We start from the raw sequence: 20,856 nt of genomic DNA, 5'->3' as shown, positions 1-20,856 counted from the left end.
AAAAAAAGAGTGACTTTATTCCGTACTGAACGGTTATAAGGAGTCACTCTTTTTTAATACAACCTTTTTTGGTACCGGAAGGATTGATGGGTTCGTGTTATTTTATTACTTTAGCATTTAAGGAGAATCAACATATGAAAATGACAAAATCAATGGCAAACATACTTCTATTATTAGCTTCTATTCTTTGGGGCTCTGGGTTTGTTGTAACAAAGATAGCTTTAGATGCAAACGCGTCTCCGGGTTTCATAAATTTTATCCGAGGCTTTCTCTTTCTTATTTTGGTACTTATGTTTTTTTATGAAAAGATATTTAGAATGACCTTTAAGGATTTTAAAATTGGGTTCATTGCGGGATTACTTAATTTTGGGGGATATATTACACAAACGATTGCTGTCCAGTATACAACTCCATCGAATAACGCCTTTATTACCGCAACATATGTGGTAGTTGTTCCTTTCATAGCATGGGGTATATACCAAAAAAAACTCCAATTAAAAAGCTTTATTTCCATTTTCTTTTGTTTACTTGGAATGACTATATTAACTGGAATATTAAACAAAGCACTAACTATAAATATAGGTGACGTATATTCTTTTATCTGTGCGTTGTTTTATGCAGGCGCTATTGTCTATCTCAGCTATGGAGTAAGAACAACAGATGTAAGCGTTGTAGCTTTTATGCTTGCAGTTGTACAAGCAATAGGAGGATTGTTTTTTTTCCTATTCTTAGAGACAGGACAGCTTACAGATGTCAATTGGTCTGCTGCAATTATGCCCTTGCTTTATATGGGAATAATATGTTCATTTGTTGGCCAAACGGTTCAAGTTTTATCTCAAAAGCATACTTCCGCAACATCTGCTGGATTAATTATGATGCTTGAAGGAGTTTTTGGGAGTATTTTTTCAGTAGCTTTTGGCTTTGAAGAATTTACGGATAAGTTAGTTGTTGGAGGAATGCTTATTATGTTTTCTATTATTATTATGGAAGTGGATTTTGAGCAGATGTTGGCCAAGAATAAGAAGCAGCTTAGAAAGCAATAATCGTAAGCAGTATTGGTAAAAAAAGAATTCTTATATAAAGAGAGTTACTAATCCTTATGTAGTTCTTGAACTCTGTAATAAAGGAGAAAAATCACCAACACAACTTAATCACGACTATATAACCCAAAACGCCCAACCATTCGAAAATGGTTGGGGTTTTAATATGCTATATTATCTAATATATAAATTGGTAGGCAACAAGCCTTTTCCATTAATAATTAACCTATAATTGCAACAGACTCTCTAACCATTTCCATAAACAATTCCGTTATCCGATGATCCTCTGTCAATTCTGGATGGAAGGAGCAGCCAAGAAACTGTCCTTCACGGGCAGCGACAATCCGACCTTCATGTTTGGCAAGAACCTCAACATGCTCTCCTACCTTCACAATATGTGGTGCACGAATGAACACGCCTACGAAAGGTTCGTCCAACCCTCGGATGAACAACTCCGCTTCAAAACTTTCCTTTTGGCGGCCAAAGGAATTACGTTCAACGGTTACATCAAATAAACCAAGATGGTGCTCTCTATATCCGACCAGCTCCTTAGCAAGCAGGATTAGTCCAGCACAGGTTCCAAACATTGGTTTACCCTTAGCAGCAAATTCCTTCAATGGCTCCATAAAGCCATATTTATCAAGCAGCTTTCTTATCGTTGTACTTTCACCGCCAGGGATAATTAGTCCGTCAATCTCCGCTAATTCCTCCACTCTTTTCACAACGACGGCTTCCGCACCGCATGCTTCAACAGAGCGAACATGCTCTCTCACAGCTCCCTGCAGTCCTAACACACCAATTGTTATCATGGGCACAACTCCTTCTCCTTACCAGCCGCGTTCCTGCATACGGTTTTCCGGCGCAAGTGTTGAAATTTCGATTCCTTTCATAGCAGCACCAAGTCCTTTTGAAAGCTCAGCGATTAACTTATAGTCTTGGTAATGTGTGGTTGCTTCCACAATCGCTCTTGCAAATTTAGCTGGGTTTTCTGATTTAAAAATACCTGAACCCACAAATACTCCGTCTGCTCCTAATTGCATCATTAAAGCAGCATCAGCAGGAGTTGCCACACCGCCTGCAGCAAAGTTAACAACAGGAAGCTTGCCTAATTCTTTGATTTGCAGCAAGATTTCATACGGTGCACCAAGAATTTTTGCTTCCGTCATTAATTCATCTTCGTTCATATGGACTACTTTACGAACTTGAGCATTCACCTTACGGATATGACGAACCGCCTCAACGATATTACCCGTTCCAGGCTCACCCTTTGTACGAAGCATTGAAGCACCTTCGCCAATACGGCGTGCGGCTTCGCCTAAATCGCGGCATCCGCATACAAACGGAACCGTATACTCTTTTTTACTTAAATGGTATTCTTCATCTGCTGGTGTCAATACTTCACTTTCGTCTATATAATCAACGCCAAGAGACTCAAGTACTCGCGCTTCCACGATATGTCCGATTCTCGCTTTTGCCATAACAGGTATACTTACTGCATTCATTACCTCTTCAACGATAGAAATGTCAGCCATTCTTGCTACACCGCCGGCCGCACGAATGTCAGATGGAACACGCTCTAACGCCATAACGGCAACTGCACCGGCTTCCTCTGCAATTTTCGCCTGCTCCGCATTCACGACATCCATAATGACGCCGCCTTTTTGCATTTCCGCCATACCTCTTTTTACACGATCAGTACCTGTAATCATTCTTATTCCTCCAATATTCTTTCTTTCCGCTTACCGCGATAGACAGAATATATCAACATTATGGATTTTTCACCACATCCATAACATTCAAATAAATCAGTCCATATATCCCTAGGCGCACTGCTTTTAAAATGCAAGTGTTTACAATATAATTAAAAATAAGAATAATCCACCTCTTCTACTAACTATATTTTTTATGAATACATGATAATCTTTTTAAAAAATATGGTTAAGTTTTGGTGACTTTTTTGATAAAATGATAGTATATCAATTAAATGTAAACGATATCATTAATAAAATTTTTAGGTAAAATTCCAGGGGAGAAATTATAATGATTAAAGATAAACGTATTAATAAAATCCACGAATACGTTCTTGAACACAAATCAGTATCACTAGATGAACTAGTAAAAGTATTTAATGTGTCTAAAAATACGATAAGAAGAGATGTTCAGGAATTAGTTGAGCAAGGAGACCTCAAAAAAGTATATGGCGGGGTCGCAGTAAATGATGACAATCGCGCCAAACTGGAATCCTTCACTGATCGCCAGGTACGAAATCAAGCTGAGAAAGTAATGGTCGCAAAAGCAGCTGCCCAATTTGTGGAGGATGGCGATATTATTTTTATTGATTCCGGCACAACTACAATAGAAATGTTTGAATTTATCAAAACAAAACATCTGAGCATCATTACAAATAGTCTTGATTTTATTGTTCGTGCACTGCTTTATGAAAATTTAAATATTATTTCATTTGGCGGGATTCTTGAACGGAAAACGAATTCCTTCGGCAGTCTGCAAAATAAAGAACTACTACAAACCTATAATATTAACAAAGCTTTTATGGCCTCTACAGGTATCTCGCTGACAAATGGTGTAACGAATGCTTCACCACTTGAAAGCGAATTAAAACAAACGATTGTTGAAAGAAGTGCAGAGGTCTTTTTATTGGTAGATCATGATAAATTTGATAGATACGGGTTGAAAACCTACTGTGGTTTAGACGAAATCGATTATTTAATTACTGACAAAATGCCAAATGAATCTTATCAGGACTATACCAAAAATAACGATATTCAACTTATTGTTGCAGAGTAACCAACTTCTTTCTTGATTTATTTATTTTTCTATACGTAAAAGCTCCTAAAGTATTATAAGTAGATGCCAATCACTTTAATACCTTAGGAGCTTTTTGGTTTTGGTCTATTAAACGCAGTTGTTTTTTTCGTTCCATTCATATGCGCAGTAACATTCGACATGACCATAAGACATCATGCCAAATTTCATCTATTCATTATATTGTTTTGATTATCATTGAATTTCCTTTAAATGTTCTTCCGCATTCTCTTTTGTAACAACTTTGATTGGTGTTGGGATTCGGTTTTCTACTTTCTCTCCTTTAATCGCTTTAACGGCATTTTCTACTCCCATATACCCAATATCATATGGACTCTGAGCAACTGAAGCAGCTAATTTCCCCTCATTTATTAATTTAGTTGCTTCATCCCCTCCATTGATTCCAACGATTGGAATATCTAACTTCAGTTGGTTTGTTGTACTTAAAACACCAATTGCCATATCATCATTAGCTGCAAACACCCCAGCTAAGTCACGATGGTTTTGTAAAACTGCATCAATAACACCGGCTGCTTTAAATTTATCACTATCAGCTGGTTGCTGTGCCACAATCTTCATTCCTGCTTTTTCTAACGCCTCTTTTGCACCTCTAATTCGTTCGTCAGTGGCTAAATTTCCTTTTGCTCCTTCAACTAAAGCTACTTTGTCTCCCTTTTTTAACTGAGAAGCAAGATATTCTCCACCCTCTAAACCTGCCGTGTAATTATCTGTTCCAATAAAGGATACCTTATCCTTCCAATCTGCATCTGTATCTACAAGAAGAACAGGAATATCTTTCGATTTAGCTAAATCAAATACATTTGATACAGTCGACGGTTGAGATGGAGAAACCACAAGTGCATCCGTACCTTGACTTATCGCATTATCCATCATGTTAACCTGTTCAATAATATCACCCTCTGATGGCGGACCATTTACTTCGACACTAACCCCTAAATCTTCTGCTGCTTTCTTAGCTCCTGCCTCTACACTTTTCCAATAAGGATGACTTAATGTTTTTAAAACCACGTGTACTTTTAAATCTCCTGAATTTTCTTCCCCTGATGCAGTTGTTTCGTTGGATTGATTACTACAACCTAATAATAGAAAAATACTAGTACATAATATTGCTATGAATACTGATAGTTTTTTCATTCAAAATCCTCCCCAAAATTAATAAATAACTGTAATGAATACGCTTACAATGGATTTTTGTTCATTCGTGAGAAGACCTTTTCTCACGAATGAACGATAGCATCAAATTTAGTTTAATATTGAAAATTCAATCAATTTATTTTATATCTGCCTTTTTACCTATTTTATCCAAATACTCTTTTGTTCTTTTCGCAATTGGAAACGGCTTATCAAATGGTGCAGGATACATATCCTGCTCAACAATGGCCCAGCCATTATATTGAATGTCGTTCAGTACTTCAAAAAATGCCTCCATATCTACTACTCCCAGCTCAGGTTCACACATCACATCTTCACTAACCGCCTTAGCAAATGACCATCCTTCTTTTTGCATTTTTTCTCTTACCTGTAGGTCACAGCTTTTAATATGGAGATAAGGAATACGGGCATGATGTTTGCGCATGAATGCTACCGGGTCTCCATCAGCATACGCATGATGACCTGTATCCAGGCATAAGTCTATATCTGTATCACGCAACAACCTTTCAATCTCTTCTTCCGTCTCTACATGACTTTGTGCATGTGAATGAAAGACCACCTGAAGACCATATTTAGCTTTCGCATGGTTTTTAATTCGATTGATATTCTGAATGAACTTGTCCCATTCAACATCATTTAATACTTGAGGTCGAATCTGTTCACCGGTAAAAAGATCCGTATAGCAGTCATCAATCAATACCGCATATTTTGCAGTTGGAAATCGCAGCTGAAGTCCTGCCATTTCATCGAGAAGCGCAATCAATTCGGACGTTTTTTCATCAGAAGTAAGATCACCGACAAGTGTCGTAGCCGTAAGTTTTAAGTTTCTTTTATCAAGTTCCTCTTTTAATTGATTGTAGTCATTAGGAAGGTAGCCCCAAGGTCCAAGCTCAATCCCTTCATAGCCGGATTGTGCCATTTCATCCATGCAGCGTTCCCATGGAGTTTGTTTTTCATTTTGAGGAAACCATACTCCCCATGAATCTGGCGCTGTACCGATTTTTATATTCATACCGTGACGCCTCCTTTGTTCTTTACTTGAACCCAATTTTGTTTAGCAGCAGATTCCAAGATTGCATCCACCGTTTGATCAATGTTAGCACCAAATTCAAAGTCACAAATATATGGAGTGTTGTTTGTAACAGCTGAAAGTAATTCGTGTGCTTCAATTACTTTCATATCGTTATAACCGATGGCAATTCCAGCCGCTGGATAAAATGCACTGTATCCCTTATGATCCGGACTTAAAAATACAGTTCGGAAGCCTCTGTCGGCACTATTATCAGACGTAAAATACACATTTACTTCATTCATACGCTCTAATGAATAATGAACCGTTCCTTCCGTACCCTGGATTTCATAGGTTAAATAATTTTTTCTTCCTGCAGCGATACGGCTTGATGAAATGGTACCTGTCGCACCATTTTCATAGTTTGCTAGAATAGCAATTAAATCATCATTTTCAACATCTGCAAGTTCAGTAGATCCAGGTGATACCGGTCTTTGTTTGATTACTGTTTTAGACAAGGCGTTAACGCTTTCAATATTCCCTAAAATATACTGAGAAACACTCAATAGATGCGAACCAAGATCGCCAAGAGCCCCTGAACCTGAGAATTTATTAATATGTCTCCAAGTAATCGGCAGGCTTGGATCAAGCAGACTATCCTGAGCATATGTTCCGAAAAATCCAATAATTTGGCCGAGTTTCCCTGATTGAACAAGGTCTTTAATATATGCGTTAGCTGGATTCATGACATTATTGTAGCCTACATAATTCACAACCCCTTTTTGCTTAGCAAGTTCGGCAAGTTCGATTGATTGTTCCGCAGAAAGCGTAAGTGGTTTCTCACAATATACATGCTTTCCGTTTTCTAACGCAGCTTTAGCTACTTCGTAATGGAATGCGTTCGGTGTAGCGATATCAACCATATCAACTCTTTCATCCTGAACCACATCTTTCCAATCAGCTGTCCATCTAGAAAACCCAAGCTGCTCGCACGCATTTTTTGCTGCCTGTTCACTAACATCCGATACTACTTCAAAAACAGGCTTCCCTGCTTCAGGACCAAAAGTCATTAAAGCATTATTAAAAGCATTAGTATGTGCCTTCCCCATCCATCCTGCGCCAACAAGTCCAATTCTAATTTCCATCATCATTTCTCCTTTAATAATTAATGAATATTGCTGCTATGGGTTTATTGTATTAAACTATAGATACAATGTCATTACTGAATATTGGCAAAAAACATAATATTCTTGCTCTATATTCTATTAATCTATTCCTGCTTCAAAATTTCATAATAGGAACGAAAAGGATGGGGTTTCACGATGATTGAAAAAGGAGTTTTACCACAATCGAAGATGTTTTTCCATATGCCAAGTGAATTTGCTAAGAAAGCGCTCTTTCACTTAATTTACTCAGGGTTCTTCTATTGTACAAAAGAATATATCGTGGAGCGGGATAATTGGAACAGTTATCTGTTTATCTATGTTAGGAAAGGAAGTATGAAGATTCAATATGATCATAAAGAATATATCGCTGCTGAAAACTCATTTGTCTTCCTGAACTGTAATAAACCACATCTCTATCAAGCAGAGGAAGATACAATATTTGATTGGCTTCACTTTTCAGGAAATGCAAGTGAAGATTATTTTGACTATCTCTTTCATAACAGTGGATGCGTATATTCCATTTATAATAATTTTGTGATTACTGATTGCATGTCTAGTATTCTAGACATGGCTGAAAAAGACAATGTAGATGAAGATGATGCATCCATTATGATTCATAAGATTCTCTATGAATTAAAGCAGCTTTCCAAGCATGCAGAGGAAACCCATATCAATTCAATTAGGAGCGCTATCAAGTACCTTGAAAGTCACTATCAAGATCAAATAACCTTAACGGATTTAGCTAAATGTGCTAATTTAAGTCCTTTCCATTTTTCACGGGTCTTTAAGAAACACATGAATTGTTCACCTTATCAATACCTAATCAGCTATCGTATTAATAATGCAAAAAAGCTTTTACATAATACTAATTTATCAGTTCAGGAAATTTCCTTTGCCTGCGGTTTTAACAGCGTTCCCCATTTTATAAAAATCTTTAAGCAGCATACAAATGTATCTCCGAAAAAATTTAGAGACCTACAATTTTAAGCAATTTCCCTTCTAAAATATCACTCTGCAAAGGAGTCGAAATCAGAGAAGCTTTTCACCATGCAATTAAAGAATAATATCATTTCTTAAAAACTCGAAATACACAAAAAAAGTAAAAAAGATTGAGCTGAAACTCAATCTTTTTTACTTTTAAAAGTGATATTCTATTATTATGCTTTAACTAACGGTTTAAGCTGTACTGGCACACCCGTTTCAAGGGATTGTTTCGCAGCCTTCGCAATACGTTCAGCTTGCAATCCATCAAAACCACTGCAGCTAACCTCACTATCCTTTAAGCAAACAGAGATAAATTCATTTACTTCCTCAACATAAGCCTGTGTATAACGTTCAAGGAAGAAGTACAATGGTTTTTCTTTTTCAACACGCTCAACAGTTGATAATTCAACAGTCGTTTCGCGGACATTATCAGCCTGCGCAGTACCTTTATCTCCAAATATCTCAAGGCGCTGATCGTAACCATACACAGCTTGTCTGCTGTTATCGATGACACCTAGAGCACCGTTTTCAAACTTCAAAGTAATGATAGCTGTATCAATATCTCCAGCTTCGCCGATTGCCGGATCTACGAGCACTGCACCATGCGCCGATACCTCAACGACCTCACTGCCCATAATATAACGTGCCATATCAAAGTCATGAATGGTCATATCCATGAATAATCCGCCTGATGATTTAATATAATCCACACCTGGCGGCTGCGGGTCACGAGATGTAATTTTTAATACATGCGGCGTACCAATCGCGCCCTCTTTAACAAGGTTATGTACTTTACGGAAGTTAGCATCAAAGCGGCGGTTAAAGCCAACTTGCAGCTTTACTCCTGCTTTTTCAACGACAGCAAGTGCTGCTTCTGTTTCTTCTACTGAGAAGCTAACCGGCTTTTCGCAGAAAATGTGCTTGCCAGCTTCAGCTGCTTCTTTAATAATCGTTGCATGAGTGGTTGTTGGTGAACAAATAAATATTGCTTGGATTTCTGAATCATTAAGAAGATCATGATAATCTGTTGTCACTACTTCAATTTGTTTTTCTTCTGCCCATGCTTTTAGCTGATCTGTTACAAATACATCTGAAATACTCTTAATACGAATCTGAGGGATTAACCGTAAATTATCTACATGCAATCTTCCAATTCTACCTGCTCCAATAATACCGATAGTCAATGTTGTCATCAACCAATTCCTCCTGTTCTTACGGCTAACTAGTTAAATTAATAGAGTTCTGCCTATTACATAATCTGACTTGCAGCGGATTTATTCCATCTACTGCAAGCCTTCTTTCACCTGACTGATTTGCTTTATTATTTTGAAATACTCTTTAAGAAGTCTAACTGTTCTTTAGCATTTTCTTTTGTAATTAAATCAATTCCACTGTCAATACGTTCTTCAATCTTTTCACCATTCATGGCTTTAACTGCATTTTCAACGCCTTGATAGCCCATGTTATATGGACTTTGTGCAACAGATGCCGCTAGTTTTCCGTCAAGAATGGATTCAACAGCTTCCATTGTACCGTCAACACCCATTACTTTAACATCCTTTAAGCCTTTTGCTTCAATTGCACGTAATGCTCCAATTGCCATATCATCGTTAGCGGCGAAAACACCCTTTACATCTTTATTATTTTGCAGGATATTTTCCATAACGGACATTGCTTTCGCTTTATCACTATCTGCAGGCTGTTCTGCAACAACTTCCATACCTGCTGCTTCAAGGGCCTCTTTAGCACCTTTGATACGTGTATCTGTCGCAGGGTTTCCAAGGGCACCTGCAATTAATACCACTTTATCTCCCTTTTTAAGCATTGAAGCAAGTAATTTTCCACCTTCTTGACCAGCAGAATAGTTTTCTGTTCCAATAAAGGTTGTTTTTCCTTCGAAATTTGCATCACTATCAATAAGAAGAACTGGCGTATCCTTTGCTGCTTTTTCTAATACAGGTACAACGGTTTCAGGCTGTGTAGGAGATACGACAACTGCACCAGGTCCTTGACTCACTTGGTCTTCAAGCATGTTAACCTGTTGAATAACCTCTGCTTCTGAAGATGGTCCAACAACCGTAACATCTACTCCAAGCTCTTCACCTGCAGCTTTTGCTCCTGCTTCAACATACTTCCAATATGGACTTGACAACGTTTTTAAGACAACCGCTACGCTCTCGCCGCCCTTTTCACCACTAGCTTCAGAACTAGCCCCTTCACTGCTATTTCCGCAGCCTGCTGCAAATACCATACTTGAAAGTGCTACTGCCATACCAAATAATTTAACCTTCTTATTCATACTAATGCCCCCAGTAATCATAGTTTGTATAATTATTTTAATAGAACCCTAACTTGATACTGCTATAAAACTCTTTTTCTAGTAACCTAGTTTCTATCTATTATTTTTTCTTTTTACGGTTACGAAGTACATCTACAAACACAGCTCCGATAATAACCATACCGATGATTGCTAGCTGGGAATCAGCTGAAACATTCAATAGATTCAATCCGTTACGAAGAACGGCGATTGTCATTGCTCCGATTAATGTACCTGATACTGTACCGACACCACCCATAAAGCTAGCACCGCCGATAATAACTGCTGCAATCGCATCTGTTTCATATTGAAGTCCAGCAAGAGGAAACGCTGAGTTAACACGTCCTACCATTACTAAACCTGCAAGTCCAGCCATTAAGCCGCTGATTGTGTATACGATTACTAAAACGCGGTCTACGTTAATACCAGAAAGGCGAGCCGCTTCCGGATTTCCACCGATTGCATAAATATAACGACCTGTTTGGGTTCTAGTTAAGAAAATATGCATGATTACATATACAACAATAACAAGCAAGAAGCTGACCGGCATTGGTCCGATAAACTCACTGCCTAAAAATTGAATCATGTACGGAAAGCCTGCGATAGGTGCTGCTGCTGTAACGATTAAGGCTAAACCACGCGCAATGAATTGTGTACCCATAGTTGAAATGAACGGATGCGGCAAACGTAATTTGGTTAATAAAATTCCGTTGAAGAATCCAAATCCTGCACCAACAACAAGTACTGAAAGGATTCCCAGAATAGGGTGCATACTCCAAGTGACAGATACAAGACCCATAATCATAATGGACAATGCTAGAATAGAACCTACAGATAAGTCAATTCCCGCTGTTAAGATGGCTAAAAGCATTCCAACTGCCAATAAAGCATTAATCGATGATTGACGGAAAATATTTGTGATATTATCAAGTGTTAAGAATTTATCCGATAATACCGCAAAGCCAATACATAAAATAACTAGTGCTAAAAGTGGTGCAAACTTACCAAGATAACTTTTTATTGTTTTCTTTTCCTTGACGGTTTCATTTACTGGATTTACCGCAACTTGACTCATTTTCTCAACCCCCTGTAGCTGCTTTCATAATTCTTTCTTGCGAAGCCTCTTCAATTGGTATATTTGCAGTAATCTTTCCTTCATGCATTACATATACCCTGTCACACATACCGAGTATTTCCGGAAGGTCTGAAGAGATCATAAACACAATGGCACCATTTTCAACAAGCTGATTCATTAAACGATAAACCTCTACTTTTGCTCCTACGTCTATTCCTCTTGTCGGTTCATCAAAGATAAAGACTTTTGCTTGTGTACAAAGCCATTTGGCAATAACTACTTTTTGCTGGTTCCCTCCACTGAAGTTTCTCGCATGTAAATCAATGCTGCTTGGACGGACCTTTAACTCTTTAATGTAATCTTCTGCTTTCACACGCATAGATTTTAAATTAAGCAGTTTGCTCTTATTTCTAAAGCCCTTCATGTTAGCGAGGGCAATGTTCATATCGACCGGCTGATCAAGCAGAAGTCCTTCACTTTTTCTGTCTTCTGTAATAAAAGCAATACCAGCATCAATTGCGTCACGAGGCGATTTTATGTTTACCTCTTTTCCTTCGATAAATATTTTTGCATCCTTATTTTTACCGTCGGCGCCAAAAATAGCTCTGGCCAATTCTGTTCTTCCTGCTCCAACAAGTCCCGAGAATCCTACGATTTCACCATAATGAACTGAAAAGCTTACTGGTTCTTTTGTCCCTTCTACGAGTAGATTTTCCACTTTAAAACCTACTTCACCAAGTGTAAAGGATTGTTTCGGGAACTTTTCATCCAATGTCCGGCCAACCATTAGCTCAATCCAGTAATCAGGATCTGTTGTAGCAACCGGTATCGTCTCAATTTTGTAACCATCACGAAGAATCGTTAATCGGTCACCCATTCGTTTGATTTCTTCAAGACGGTGGGAAATAAATACAATGGCAATCCCTTTTGATGTTAACGTTTCCACGCAGTCATATAGCTGCTCTACTTCTTGAGCACTTAAACTTGACGTTGGTTCATCCAAGATAATTAGTTTCGCATCTAATGCGAGCGCCTTCGCCACTTCAACAAGCTGCTGTTGCCCGATACCGAGCTCTCCAACGGGCTTATCAGCTAAATCAGGACTTTGCCCCAATAATCCTAAACAGCGTTCAGCTTCTTTTCTCATCGCGTCATGGTCGAGCAAGGACATTTTCCCACCCTTTTTTAGCTCTCTTCCAAGAAAGATATTTTCATAGACCTTTAATTCTGGAATTACATTTAGCTCCTGATAAATGGTTGCAATTCCTAACGCGATGGAATCAGATGGTTTTTGAATATCAACCTTTTGTCCATTCCAGTAAACCTCTCCAGCATCCTTTTGATAGGCACCAGTTATAATTTTAATAAAGGTAGACTTTCCTGCACCATTTTCCCCTAATAGTACATGTACTTCTCCAGCTTTGACTTCAAGATCAATCCCTTTTAATACGTGGTTTTGACCAAAGCTTTTTACAATCCCTTTTAACTCTAGGAGACTCCCTGAAGATGCGACCATGAACAGGCTCCTTTCTATTACTCCCTTTAATAGTGGGAAGTTTTTATATTTTTTTATTCATAGAATCTATTAGATAGAGCAATTTCAAACTAATTTATACTAGACTTTGAAGCATTTCCAATTTTACTTTTTGTCCCCTTTGATACGATTTTCTAGCAGCATAAGCAATTTCTAATGCCTTTACCCCATCATCCACTGTGATTTGAGGTATTCCTTTTGCAAGCACCACTTTGTAAAACTCTTCAAGTTCGATCGTATAAGCATCTTTAAATCGAACCGGGAAGTCAGGTAAAATATCGTGAGTATTTCCTGCCTTAGTTAAAATTTGAATATCATGCTCCCTCAAGTTGCCAATAAAGATTGATCCTTCTGTCCCGATTACTTCTGCACGAATATCATATCCATAATAGGCATTTCGACTTGCCTCTATATCCCCAGCAGCCCCTGAAGCAAATTCAATATAAGAAAGCGCTTGGTCAACATCATCATATTTCTTAACAAAAGGATATTTTAAAACATTGCCATGGGCACTTACGGAAGTTACTTCTGAGTTCATGAGATAGCGGGCAATATCAAAATCATGAATGGAGACATCAATAAATATTCCGCCGCTCTGCTCAACAAACGATTCATGCGGTGCCTGCGGGTCACGTGAAATACCTCTGAAATAGATGGGGTTCCCAATATCACCAGCAGCAATTCTTCTTTTTGCTTCTGCATAAGCAGGATCAAATCGACGCATAAACCCAACCTGGCAGATTGTATGATTGGTATGTACAATTTTCTGGATTTCTCTTGCATCGTTTAAATCAGTTGTCAGAGGTTTTTCTACAAAAATAGCTTTGCCAGTTTCTGATGCTCTTTTTAACAATTCAAAATGTGTACTCGTTGGAGTGGCAATAATGACAGCTTCAATGGTTTCATCTTGAAAAACATCTTCTGGATTATTCGTATAACTCTGAACTTCAAGTTCTCTTGCTACTCGTTCTGCCGTTTCTAAACTCATATCACACACAGTAACAAGTTCAGCATGACGATTTTTTGTAACATTTACAGCGTGCCAGTAACCAAGTCTTCCAAGTCCAAATACAGCTGTACGGACTTTCCTTGCCATACCTTTCACCTCTTTATTGTTTTATTTGCATTAAGCAATAATAACTCATTCCTAATGTCTGAAAATTCTATGAAGTAAACGTTTTCATTGTTGTTGATTTTAATGCCAAACTAGTACTTACATTCATTTTTATTTGGTTAACTAAAATCAGATAAAAACCTCATAGACTAGATTGGGCTTCTTTTGGTTAATTAATTGACTATAAATCCATAAGTACAAATAAATTAATCGAATATAATCATAACTTAACGATAAAGTCAATTAATAACCTATTTTTTATGTTACATTTTGGTTAACTTTTGATAACCTCTATGAATAGATAATAATCTTAAAAGCGTTTTCAGTCAATATTTTTTTATTAATCTAAAAAAAATTTATATTAAACACTATTAACACGTTACAAATAGACTTTTATCCCTTTACACAAAATGAATACCTGGATCAAAAACCAATACTTTTTAAATAATCAACACTTTGCTTAACATCTCGTAAACTTGTATCTGAATTTCTAGGATCTCGTTCTTGTTCGATTGTGATATATCCATGGTAATTAATTTCCTTTAATAACATATGAATCGCTTCATAGTCAATAATCCCTTGTCCAATTGGACACATAACTCCTTTTGCACAAGCATCGAAAAAGCGAATGCGCTCCTCCATGACTCGATTATAAATTTCCAGATTAATATCTTTAAAATGAATATAATCTAACCGGTCAGCACATTTTCGAAGCCACTCAACCGGGTCCATTTTTGCATAATATAGATGTCCTGTATCAAGGCAAAGACCAGCTGTTTCATACGGAATATCTTCTAAAAGTTTATTGATTTCATCCTCATACTCGATGTATCCTCCTGCATGAGGATGAACCACGGCACGTACCCCGTACGTTTTTGCACGTTCAGAAATTAAACGAATATGTTCCATCATCTGTTTCCAATCTTTATCAGATAACCTTACTGCTCTATCTGGATGACCTGCATAATAATCACGTTCATCATGTCCCCAATCCATAACAGTTAAGTATGGAGTTGGAAATTTTTGAGCCTCTGCTTGCGGTGCTGAAGGCAGCTTTGTTATTAAAGAGCAAATATCATCAACTTTCTTTAGTACTTTTTCTATATTAGAAGCTGCAAGCAGATCATCAAAAATAGTACCAGCTATAATAGTCAAGTCATTTTTAACAAGTTCCTCTTGTACTCGTTCAATATCCAACGGTATATAACCATATGGCCCTAATTCAATGCCCTTATACCCAGCCTGTGACGCTTCACCTAACACTCTTTCCCACGGTGGAAGGTGGGGATTTGTTGGATCATCTACGCCCCAGCAGCATGGTGCTCCTGATATACTAATTGTCATCAAAAATCATCTCCTGCTCTATTAAATATTTATAACAAAGGGAGGGTGTCAAAAATCTTTAGACCCCCTCCCTTAATTACTTCAAATTACGATAATTTCTTTACTTTTACCGGCTGTCCGCTTTCTAATGATTCTTTAGCAGCCATAGCAATTCTCTGCGCCATAATACCGTCTACAAAATTACATGTAACTTCGGAATCGTTCTCAATTGCATCAAAGAATTCCTTTACTTCACGAATATATGCATCATTGTATCTCTCTAAGAAGAAATGCAATGGATTATCTTCCTTCACACCATCTTTAGAAAAAACTTCTACTCTTGATTCCGTTTCATTCTTTACATTAGCTGAACCCTTTGATCCAAACGCTTCTAGACGTTGATCATAGCCATAGACAGCTTGACGGCTGTTGTCAATGACACCGATTGCTCCATTTGCAAACTTCAAAGAAATAATCGCTGTATCAATATCGCCTAGTTCAGCAATTTTCGGATTAACTAATGCAGCACCTTGAACATACACTTCTTCCACTTCAGAACCCGTGATAAAACGTGCCATATCAAAGTCATGAATGGCCATGTCAACAAAGATTCCTCCAGAACGGGATACATAATCCAATGAAGGAGGCTCAGGATCCCTAGAAGTTATTTTTAATACATGCAAATCACCGATTTCCCCCTTTTCTACCAAGGTTCTTACCTTGCTGTAGTTACGGTCATATCTTCTGTTAAAGCCGATTTGAAACTTTACACCTGTCTTCCTTACCACTTCATACGCCTCTACTGTTTCTTCATCGGAGAAGCTTATTGGTTTTTCACAGAAAATGTGTTTTCCGCTGTTTGCTGCCTCTTTTATAATACTAGTATGGGTATCAGTCGGAGAACAAATAAAGATAGCGTCAATTCCCGGATCATTGATAATTTCATGATAATCTTTTGTCATGTTTTCTACACCAGAGGATTGAAACCAATCTTCTAACTGGTCTGCAAATACATCAGAAACTGATTTTAGACGTACATTTTTCATATTTTTCATATTATCAATGTGTAATTTACCGATTCTGCCAGCTCCAATAACGCCGACTACAATTTTAGATTCAGCCATATTTAATACTTCCTTTCATAAAAAAGCAATAATTTGTTTAAACTGCAATACCAATTGGAGAGAACAGGATATACATACCAACCATCACGATAATGACTAGTGCGGATACCCACTTTCTATGTTTCCATGGTGTTAAATCAACCTTATTAATATTTTCTTGGAACTCAAATGGAGTATCCAATGGTTTTATCTTTCCGATTAACCACATAACAAGAACATCTGCTAAGAATAAGAACCCTAATACATATAGATAATGAATGTCCGCTAAAAAGACTTTGGATAGCCCATAAATAACAATATGGAAAACAAAAGTAGCTTTTGCCGCCAGCGGTGTCACATGTTTTGAATAGAAACCAAGTAAAACAAGTGCCAGTAACGGCATGCTGTACACCCCGTTAAACTCTTGTACCACTGCATATAGACCTGCCGGTGCAAAAGAAATAAACGGAGCGATTAGAACGGATATAAAACCTACTAAAATCGTAACGAATTTTCCTGCTCTTGCTACCTGACTGTCTGTAGCATCTTTTTTAATAATCGGTTTGTAGAAATCCAGTGTAAACAATGTAGCTGTTGCATTTAGTGCTCCTACAAATGAACTTAAGATTGCACCGAAAATAACTGCTCCGAAAATTCCGAATGCCCATTCAGGTAATACAGCCGTAACTAAAGATGGATAGGCATCATCCGTTGTTGCAAGTGTGTCACCAAACATATTAAAGGAAATGATTCCAGGGAACACAAGGAATAAAGCGCCAAAAATTTTAAAGAACCCTACATATAGAGCTCCTTTTTGCCCTTCCTTAAGACTTTTTCCAGCCAGCGTTTTTTGTACAATCATTTGGTTTGTACACCAAAAGAAGAGATTATTGAATAACATCCCCATAAAAAGAGTTGGCCATGGAACAATCTTTGAATCCACTTCTCCAATAGCATTTAATAAATGCGGTGTTTGATCTTTAATTGTTTCCATACCACTGAAAAAGCTGCCGTCTCCAAGTATCGTAAGACCAATAATCGGAATGGAAAGGCCTCCGACAAGCAAACCAACTCCATAAATAGTGTCACTAAAAGCACTTAAGGATAATCCGCCGATTAATAAATATAAGAGACCTACAATACCAATCACAGCAGATATAAGCCCAACTGCTACTAGCGAATTAATTCCCAAAATTTTATCAATATGAAATATTTTATTGAATACTAACGAACCTGAATATAATACAACAGGTAAGAAAGAAGTCATATAAGTAAAAATAAATAAGGCCGAAACAATCCTTTTAGTCGTCGTGTCATAACGGATTTCAATAAAATCTGATACAGTATTCACACCGTATTTTAAATACTTAGGAAGAAAAACAAGTGCTAAAAACACACATGCAATCGCAGCTGTTACCTCCCAAGCCATAACTTCCATACCGCCTACAAAACTTTGTCCATTCTGCCCGACAATTTGCTCTGTTGACAAATTGGTCATAATAATTGTACCGGCGATAGTGATACCGGTTAAGCTTCTTCCACCAAGGAAATAACCCTCTGCTGTAGAATTATCAACGGCTCTGCTTCTCTTAAAAGCATAAAACCAGACTAATCCTATAATGACAATAAACGAAATCACTGAAAATACACCCAATATAACCCCTCCTGATTTGAAGGTAAACAAACAAAAACCTAGAACAAACTAATGCCCACCTATTATTCTTATTTAGTAGTATTCATATATATTTACTTGCATTTATTCCGTAACAATACCGGCCCATTCCTGTGTAGAAATGAGCCGAATCAACTGGTCTAGTAATCAGTTTTTTAAACTAATTGTGTTCGGGGTAACACTTCGTTCAAATATTTTTTTGCTTTTAATGCGTACTCGAATGGATTTGCCTTTGCAGGATCCTGCTCTGCCTCAACCACAATCCAGCCTTCGTATCCGCTTTCAGCAATCGTTTTCATAATAGGCACAAAGTCTATCATACCGTCTCCAGGAACGGTAAACACACCTTTTTTTACACCAACAAGGAAACTATCCTGATTTTCTTTAACCTCTTTTGCAACAGTTTCGCGAATATCTTTAAAGTGGATATGCTTAATACGAGATTGATATTTTTGGTAGATTTCAATTGGATTTTCACCAGAAAATACAAGGTGACCTGTATCAAATAACAACGATACCTTTTCAGGAGAAGTATTTTCCATTAGACGTTCAATTTCAGCAGTTGTTTGAACGCCGGTACCCATATGGTGATGGTATACAATTTCCATATCTTTTTCGTGCGCTAATTCTCCTAATTCCTCTAATCCCTTTGTAAGTTTATCCCAGTCGGCGTCAGTAAACACTGGTTTTGCTTCAAACACAGGTGTTTCCATTTGTCCTTGGATGCTGTGTCCTTGCTCAGAAACGACGATTACTTTTGCACCCATTGCATAAAGGAAATCACGATGTTCAATAAATGCCTTCTTTGTTTCTTCAAATGGTTTTGTTGTTAAAAAAGAACTGAACCACGCGCTTGCTACTTGAAGATTTCTTGGTTCTAAATAGCTCTTTAATGTTTTAGGATCACGGGGATATTTATTGCCAATTTCCGTCCCAGTATAACCGGCTAACGCCATTTCGCTAATACACTGTTCAAATGTATTTTCTCGGCCTAGTTCAGGCATATCATCATTTGTCCAAGCAATAGGAGCACAACCAAACTTAATTTTTGTTTCTGCTGACATGTTAAATTCCTCCCTAAATTGGATGAGTTTTTGGCAAATTAATAGATTCATAATGAATTTGGAATATAAACTTCCACTATTACCATTGAATTCTCATTAAATCCTCAATCCTATAGTGAAAATTCCTTTATCACACTTGAAGCATTGTCATTTTATTACTTAACTTCAACAATTTGATTGGTTTCAACAGATTGTTGACAGGCAATTGCTACTTTTGTACTTTGCAGACCATCAATTGCCCCTACTTCCGGCCGGCGTTTTTCTTTAATACATGAAATAAATTCTTTCATTTCATTCACGAATGCATCCCTAAAACGTTCAGGAAAGTTCTGTGAAGTTGGTCTTACTACTCCATTTTCATCAAAAATAGTGACTAAATTTTTCTCCGGTGCAGAAGCAACACGAAGCATTCCTTTTGTACCAATTAATTCCGTTTCGACATGATAACCATGTGCTGCATTTCTTCCTGCAACTAAAATGGCCATTGTTTTATCTTCTAATTGCATCATAGCTGCGCCAGTTTCTAACTCATTTAAATCATCTAACTCAGGATAAGCAGCATTTTTCCCCATTGCCCATACACGGCTGATTTCTTTTTGCGAAAACCATCTAACTAAGTCAATATCATGGATAGACATATCAGAGAATAGACCACCGCTGTAGCTAGATTGAGCAAATTTCACAAACCCTTCCATCCCTGAGCTTGGATCGATTCCGTAACAGCGAATAACAGTTAATTCACCCAATGCCCCTTCGTCCACCATTCTTTTAGCATATTGATAGGATTCATCATATCTTCTCATAAATCCAAGCTGGAAAACCTGTTCAGGATAGGCCTGAATGACTTCCATTGTTTTTTCGATATCTTCAATGTCTAATCCAATAGGCTTCTCACTGAATACATGCAGCCCTTTTTTCATCGCTAACCGAATCTGCTCCGGATGATAGCCTGATGGGGATACGATACAAACAGCATCTAGATTTGGGCTATCCACCATTTCTTCATAGGATGTATATGTTTCCGTAACGCCAAGTTCTCTTTTGGCATATTCTAATTCATCTTCAACAAAACTGCAGGCAGCTACTAGCTTAGCACCTGGAACATTCTGGGCTATATTGGTTGCATGTGCTTTTCCCAGTCTCCCTAGTCCAACAATACCTACTCTAATTTCGTTCATCATTTCCTCCCCCGTTTATTTCTAAAATAAACGCTTTCATAGTTTATAAAAAAACTCATGTGATGGAACTAATACTTGATAAAGGTTTTTCATTAATTTGTTAACTTTTGAGCATCTCTTGATAACTTCTATATAGATAATAATATTAATAGCGTTTTCAGTCAATCTTTTTTTGCTAACTTTTGTAGTTTTCAAAACTTTTGAATATATTTTGGTTAACTTACACATCGTTAACACTATGACTATAATAAAAAAGAGCAGCTCAGGTTAATGAACTACTC

General features: G+C 37.5%; 18 protein-coding genes. 3 read left to right on the top strand and 15 right to left on the bottom strand.

Features of this window, described 5'->3' with window-relative positions; translation table 11 throughout:
* Window positions 1-134: 134 nt before the first annotated feature.
* On the top strand, window positions 135-1,043 hold the full coding sequence (locus F4V44_RS21185) for a DMT family transporter (RefSeq protein ID WP_191090797.1): 909 nt from the start codon (window positions 135-137) through the stop codon (window positions 1,041-1,043).
* 218 nt (window positions 1,044-1,261) lie between these two features.
* On the opposite strand, the gene pdxT is transcribed toward F4V44_RS21185, so the two are convergent.
* Together pdxT and pdxS are read right to left on the bottom strand one after the other, a co-directional pair.
* Complete coding sequence (gene pdxT / locus F4V44_RS21180) at window positions 1,262-1,849, bottom strand: pyridoxal 5'-phosphate synthase glutaminase subunit PdxT (protein WP_150442000.1); 588 nt, start codon at window positions 1,847-1,849, stop codon at window positions 1,262-1,264.
* An 18-nt stretch (window positions 1,850-1,867) separates the two neighbouring features.
* A complete protein-coding gene (pdxS, locus tag F4V44_RS21175) occupies window positions 1,868-2,749 on the bottom strand; it encodes a pyridoxal 5'-phosphate synthase lyase subunit PdxS (protein WP_150441999.1) in 882 nt (293 codons plus the stop codon).
* Window positions 2,750-3,080: 331 nt separating this feature from the next.
* Here pdxS and F4V44_RS21170 point away from each other — a divergent pair, with 331 nt between their 5' ends.
* A complete protein-coding gene (locus F4V44_RS21170) occupies window positions 3,081-3,845 on the top strand; it encodes a DeoR/GlpR family DNA-binding transcription regulator (protein ID WP_150441998.1) in 765 nt (254 codons plus the stop codon).
* A gap of 213 nt (window positions 3,846-4,058) precedes the next feature.
* Here F4V44_RS21170 and F4V44_RS21165 read toward each other — a convergent pair whose 3' ends face one another.
* The 3 genes from F4V44_RS21165 to F4V44_RS21155 form a co-directional block, all read right to left on the bottom strand.
* Window positions 4,059-5,018: a sugar ABC transporter substrate-binding protein gene (locus F4V44_RS21165; protein ID WP_150441997.1), complete on the bottom strand. Its 960-nt coding sequence runs from the start codon at window positions 5,016-5,018 to the stop codon at window positions 4,059-4,061.
* Between the two features lie 136 nt (window positions 5,019-5,154).
* The gene (locus F4V44_RS21160) at window positions 5,155-6,048 is read right to left on the bottom strand and encodes a sugar phosphate isomerase/epimerase family protein (RefSeq protein WP_150441996.1); all 894 of its coding nucleotides are present in this window, start codon (window positions 6,046-6,048) and stop codon (window positions 5,155-5,157) included.
* Window positions 6,045-7,190: a Gfo/Idh/MocA family protein gene (locus tag F4V44_RS21155; protein ID WP_223881995.1), complete on the bottom strand. Its 1,146-nt coding sequence runs from the start codon at window positions 7,188-7,190 to the stop codon at window positions 6,045-6,047. The genes F4V44_RS21160 and F4V44_RS21155 overlap by 4 nt, the downstream gene beginning before the upstream one ends.
* Window positions 7,191-7,367: 177 nt before the next feature.
* On the opposite strand from F4V44_RS21155, the gene F4V44_RS21150 reads away from it, so the two are divergent.
* A complete protein-coding gene (locus tag F4V44_RS21150; protein WP_150441994.1) occupies window positions 7,368-8,198 on the top strand; it encodes an AraC family transcriptional regulator in 831 nt (276 codons plus the stop codon).
* A 170-nt stretch (window positions 8,199-8,368) separates the two neighbouring features.
* On the opposite strand, the gene iolG (F4V44_RS21145) is transcribed toward F4V44_RS21150, so the two are convergent.
* The 10 genes from iolG (F4V44_RS21145) to iolG (F4V44_RS21100) all read right to left on the bottom strand — a co-directional run bounded on the left by iolG (F4V44_RS21145) (window position 8,369) and on the right by iolG (F4V44_RS21100) (window position 20,578).
* Window positions 8,369-9,388, bottom strand: coding sequence for an inositol 2-dehydrogenase (gene iolG, locus F4V44_RS21145; RefSeq protein ID WP_150441993.1), 1,020 nt, complete (start codon window positions 9,386-9,388; stop codon window positions 8,369-8,371).
* A gap of 128 nt (window positions 9,389-9,516) precedes the next feature.
* Entirely contained in the window at window positions 9,517-10,494 is a 978-nt protein-coding gene (locus F4V44_RS21140; protein ID WP_150441992.1) for a sugar ABC transporter substrate-binding protein, read from the bottom strand.
* 100 nt (window positions 10,495-10,594) lie between these two features.
* A complete protein-coding gene (locus F4V44_RS21135; RefSeq protein WP_150441991.1) occupies window positions 10,595-11,587 on the bottom strand; it encodes an ABC transporter permease in 993 nt (330 codons plus the stop codon).
* A gap of 4 nt (window positions 11,588-11,591) precedes the next feature.
* On the bottom strand, window positions 11,592-13,103 hold the full coding sequence (locus F4V44_RS21130) for a sugar ABC transporter ATP-binding protein (protein WP_150441990.1): 1,512 nt from the start codon (window positions 13,101-13,103) through the stop codon (window positions 11,592-11,594).
* 94 nt (window positions 13,104-13,197) lie between these two features.
* Window positions 13,198-14,217 (bottom strand): inositol 2-dehydrogenase, encoded by a 1,020-nt coding sequence (gene iolG / locus F4V44_RS21125; protein WP_150441989.1) that lies wholly within the window; start codon window positions 14,215-14,217, stop codon window positions 13,198-13,200.
* A 441-nt stretch (window positions 14,218-14,658) separates the two neighbouring features.
* The gene (locus tag F4V44_RS21120; protein ID WP_150441988.1) at window positions 14,659-15,579 is read right to left on the bottom strand and encodes a sugar phosphate isomerase/epimerase family protein; all 921 of its coding nucleotides are present in this window, start codon (window positions 15,577-15,579) and stop codon (window positions 14,659-14,661) included.
* An 86-nt stretch (window positions 15,580-15,665) separates the two neighbouring features.
* Complete coding sequence (gene iolG, locus F4V44_RS21115) at window positions 15,666-16,682, bottom strand: inositol 2-dehydrogenase (protein WP_150441987.1); 1,017 nt, start codon at window positions 16,680-16,682, stop codon at window positions 15,666-15,668.
* Between the two features lie 37 nt (window positions 16,683-16,719).
* Window positions 16,720-18,315: a solute:sodium symporter family transporter gene (locus F4V44_RS21110; protein ID WP_150441986.1), complete on the bottom strand. Its 1,596-nt coding sequence runs from the start codon at window positions 18,313-18,315 to the stop codon at window positions 16,720-16,722.
* A 173-nt stretch (window positions 18,316-18,488) separates the two neighbouring features.
* Window positions 18,489-19,397, bottom strand: a complete 909-nt coding sequence (gene iolE / locus F4V44_RS21105; protein ID WP_150441985.1) for a myo-inosose-2 dehydratase — start codon at window positions 19,395-19,397, stop codon at window positions 18,489-18,491.
* Between the two features lie 155 nt (window positions 19,398-19,552).
* Entirely contained in the window at window positions 19,553-20,578 is a 1,026-nt protein-coding gene (gene iolG, locus F4V44_RS21100; RefSeq protein WP_317978354.1) for an inositol 2-dehydrogenase, read from the bottom strand.
* Window positions 20,579-20,856 lie beyond the last annotated feature (278 nt).

The organism is Niallia endozanthoxylica (assembly GCF_008710145.1).
GTDB lineage: Bacteria > Bacillota > Bacilli > Bacillales > Cytobacillaceae > Bacillus_BD > Bacillus_BD endozanthoxylica.
Note: the sequence above shows the minus strand (reverse complement) of the source record. Positions and strands in the feature narration are given on the sequence as shown.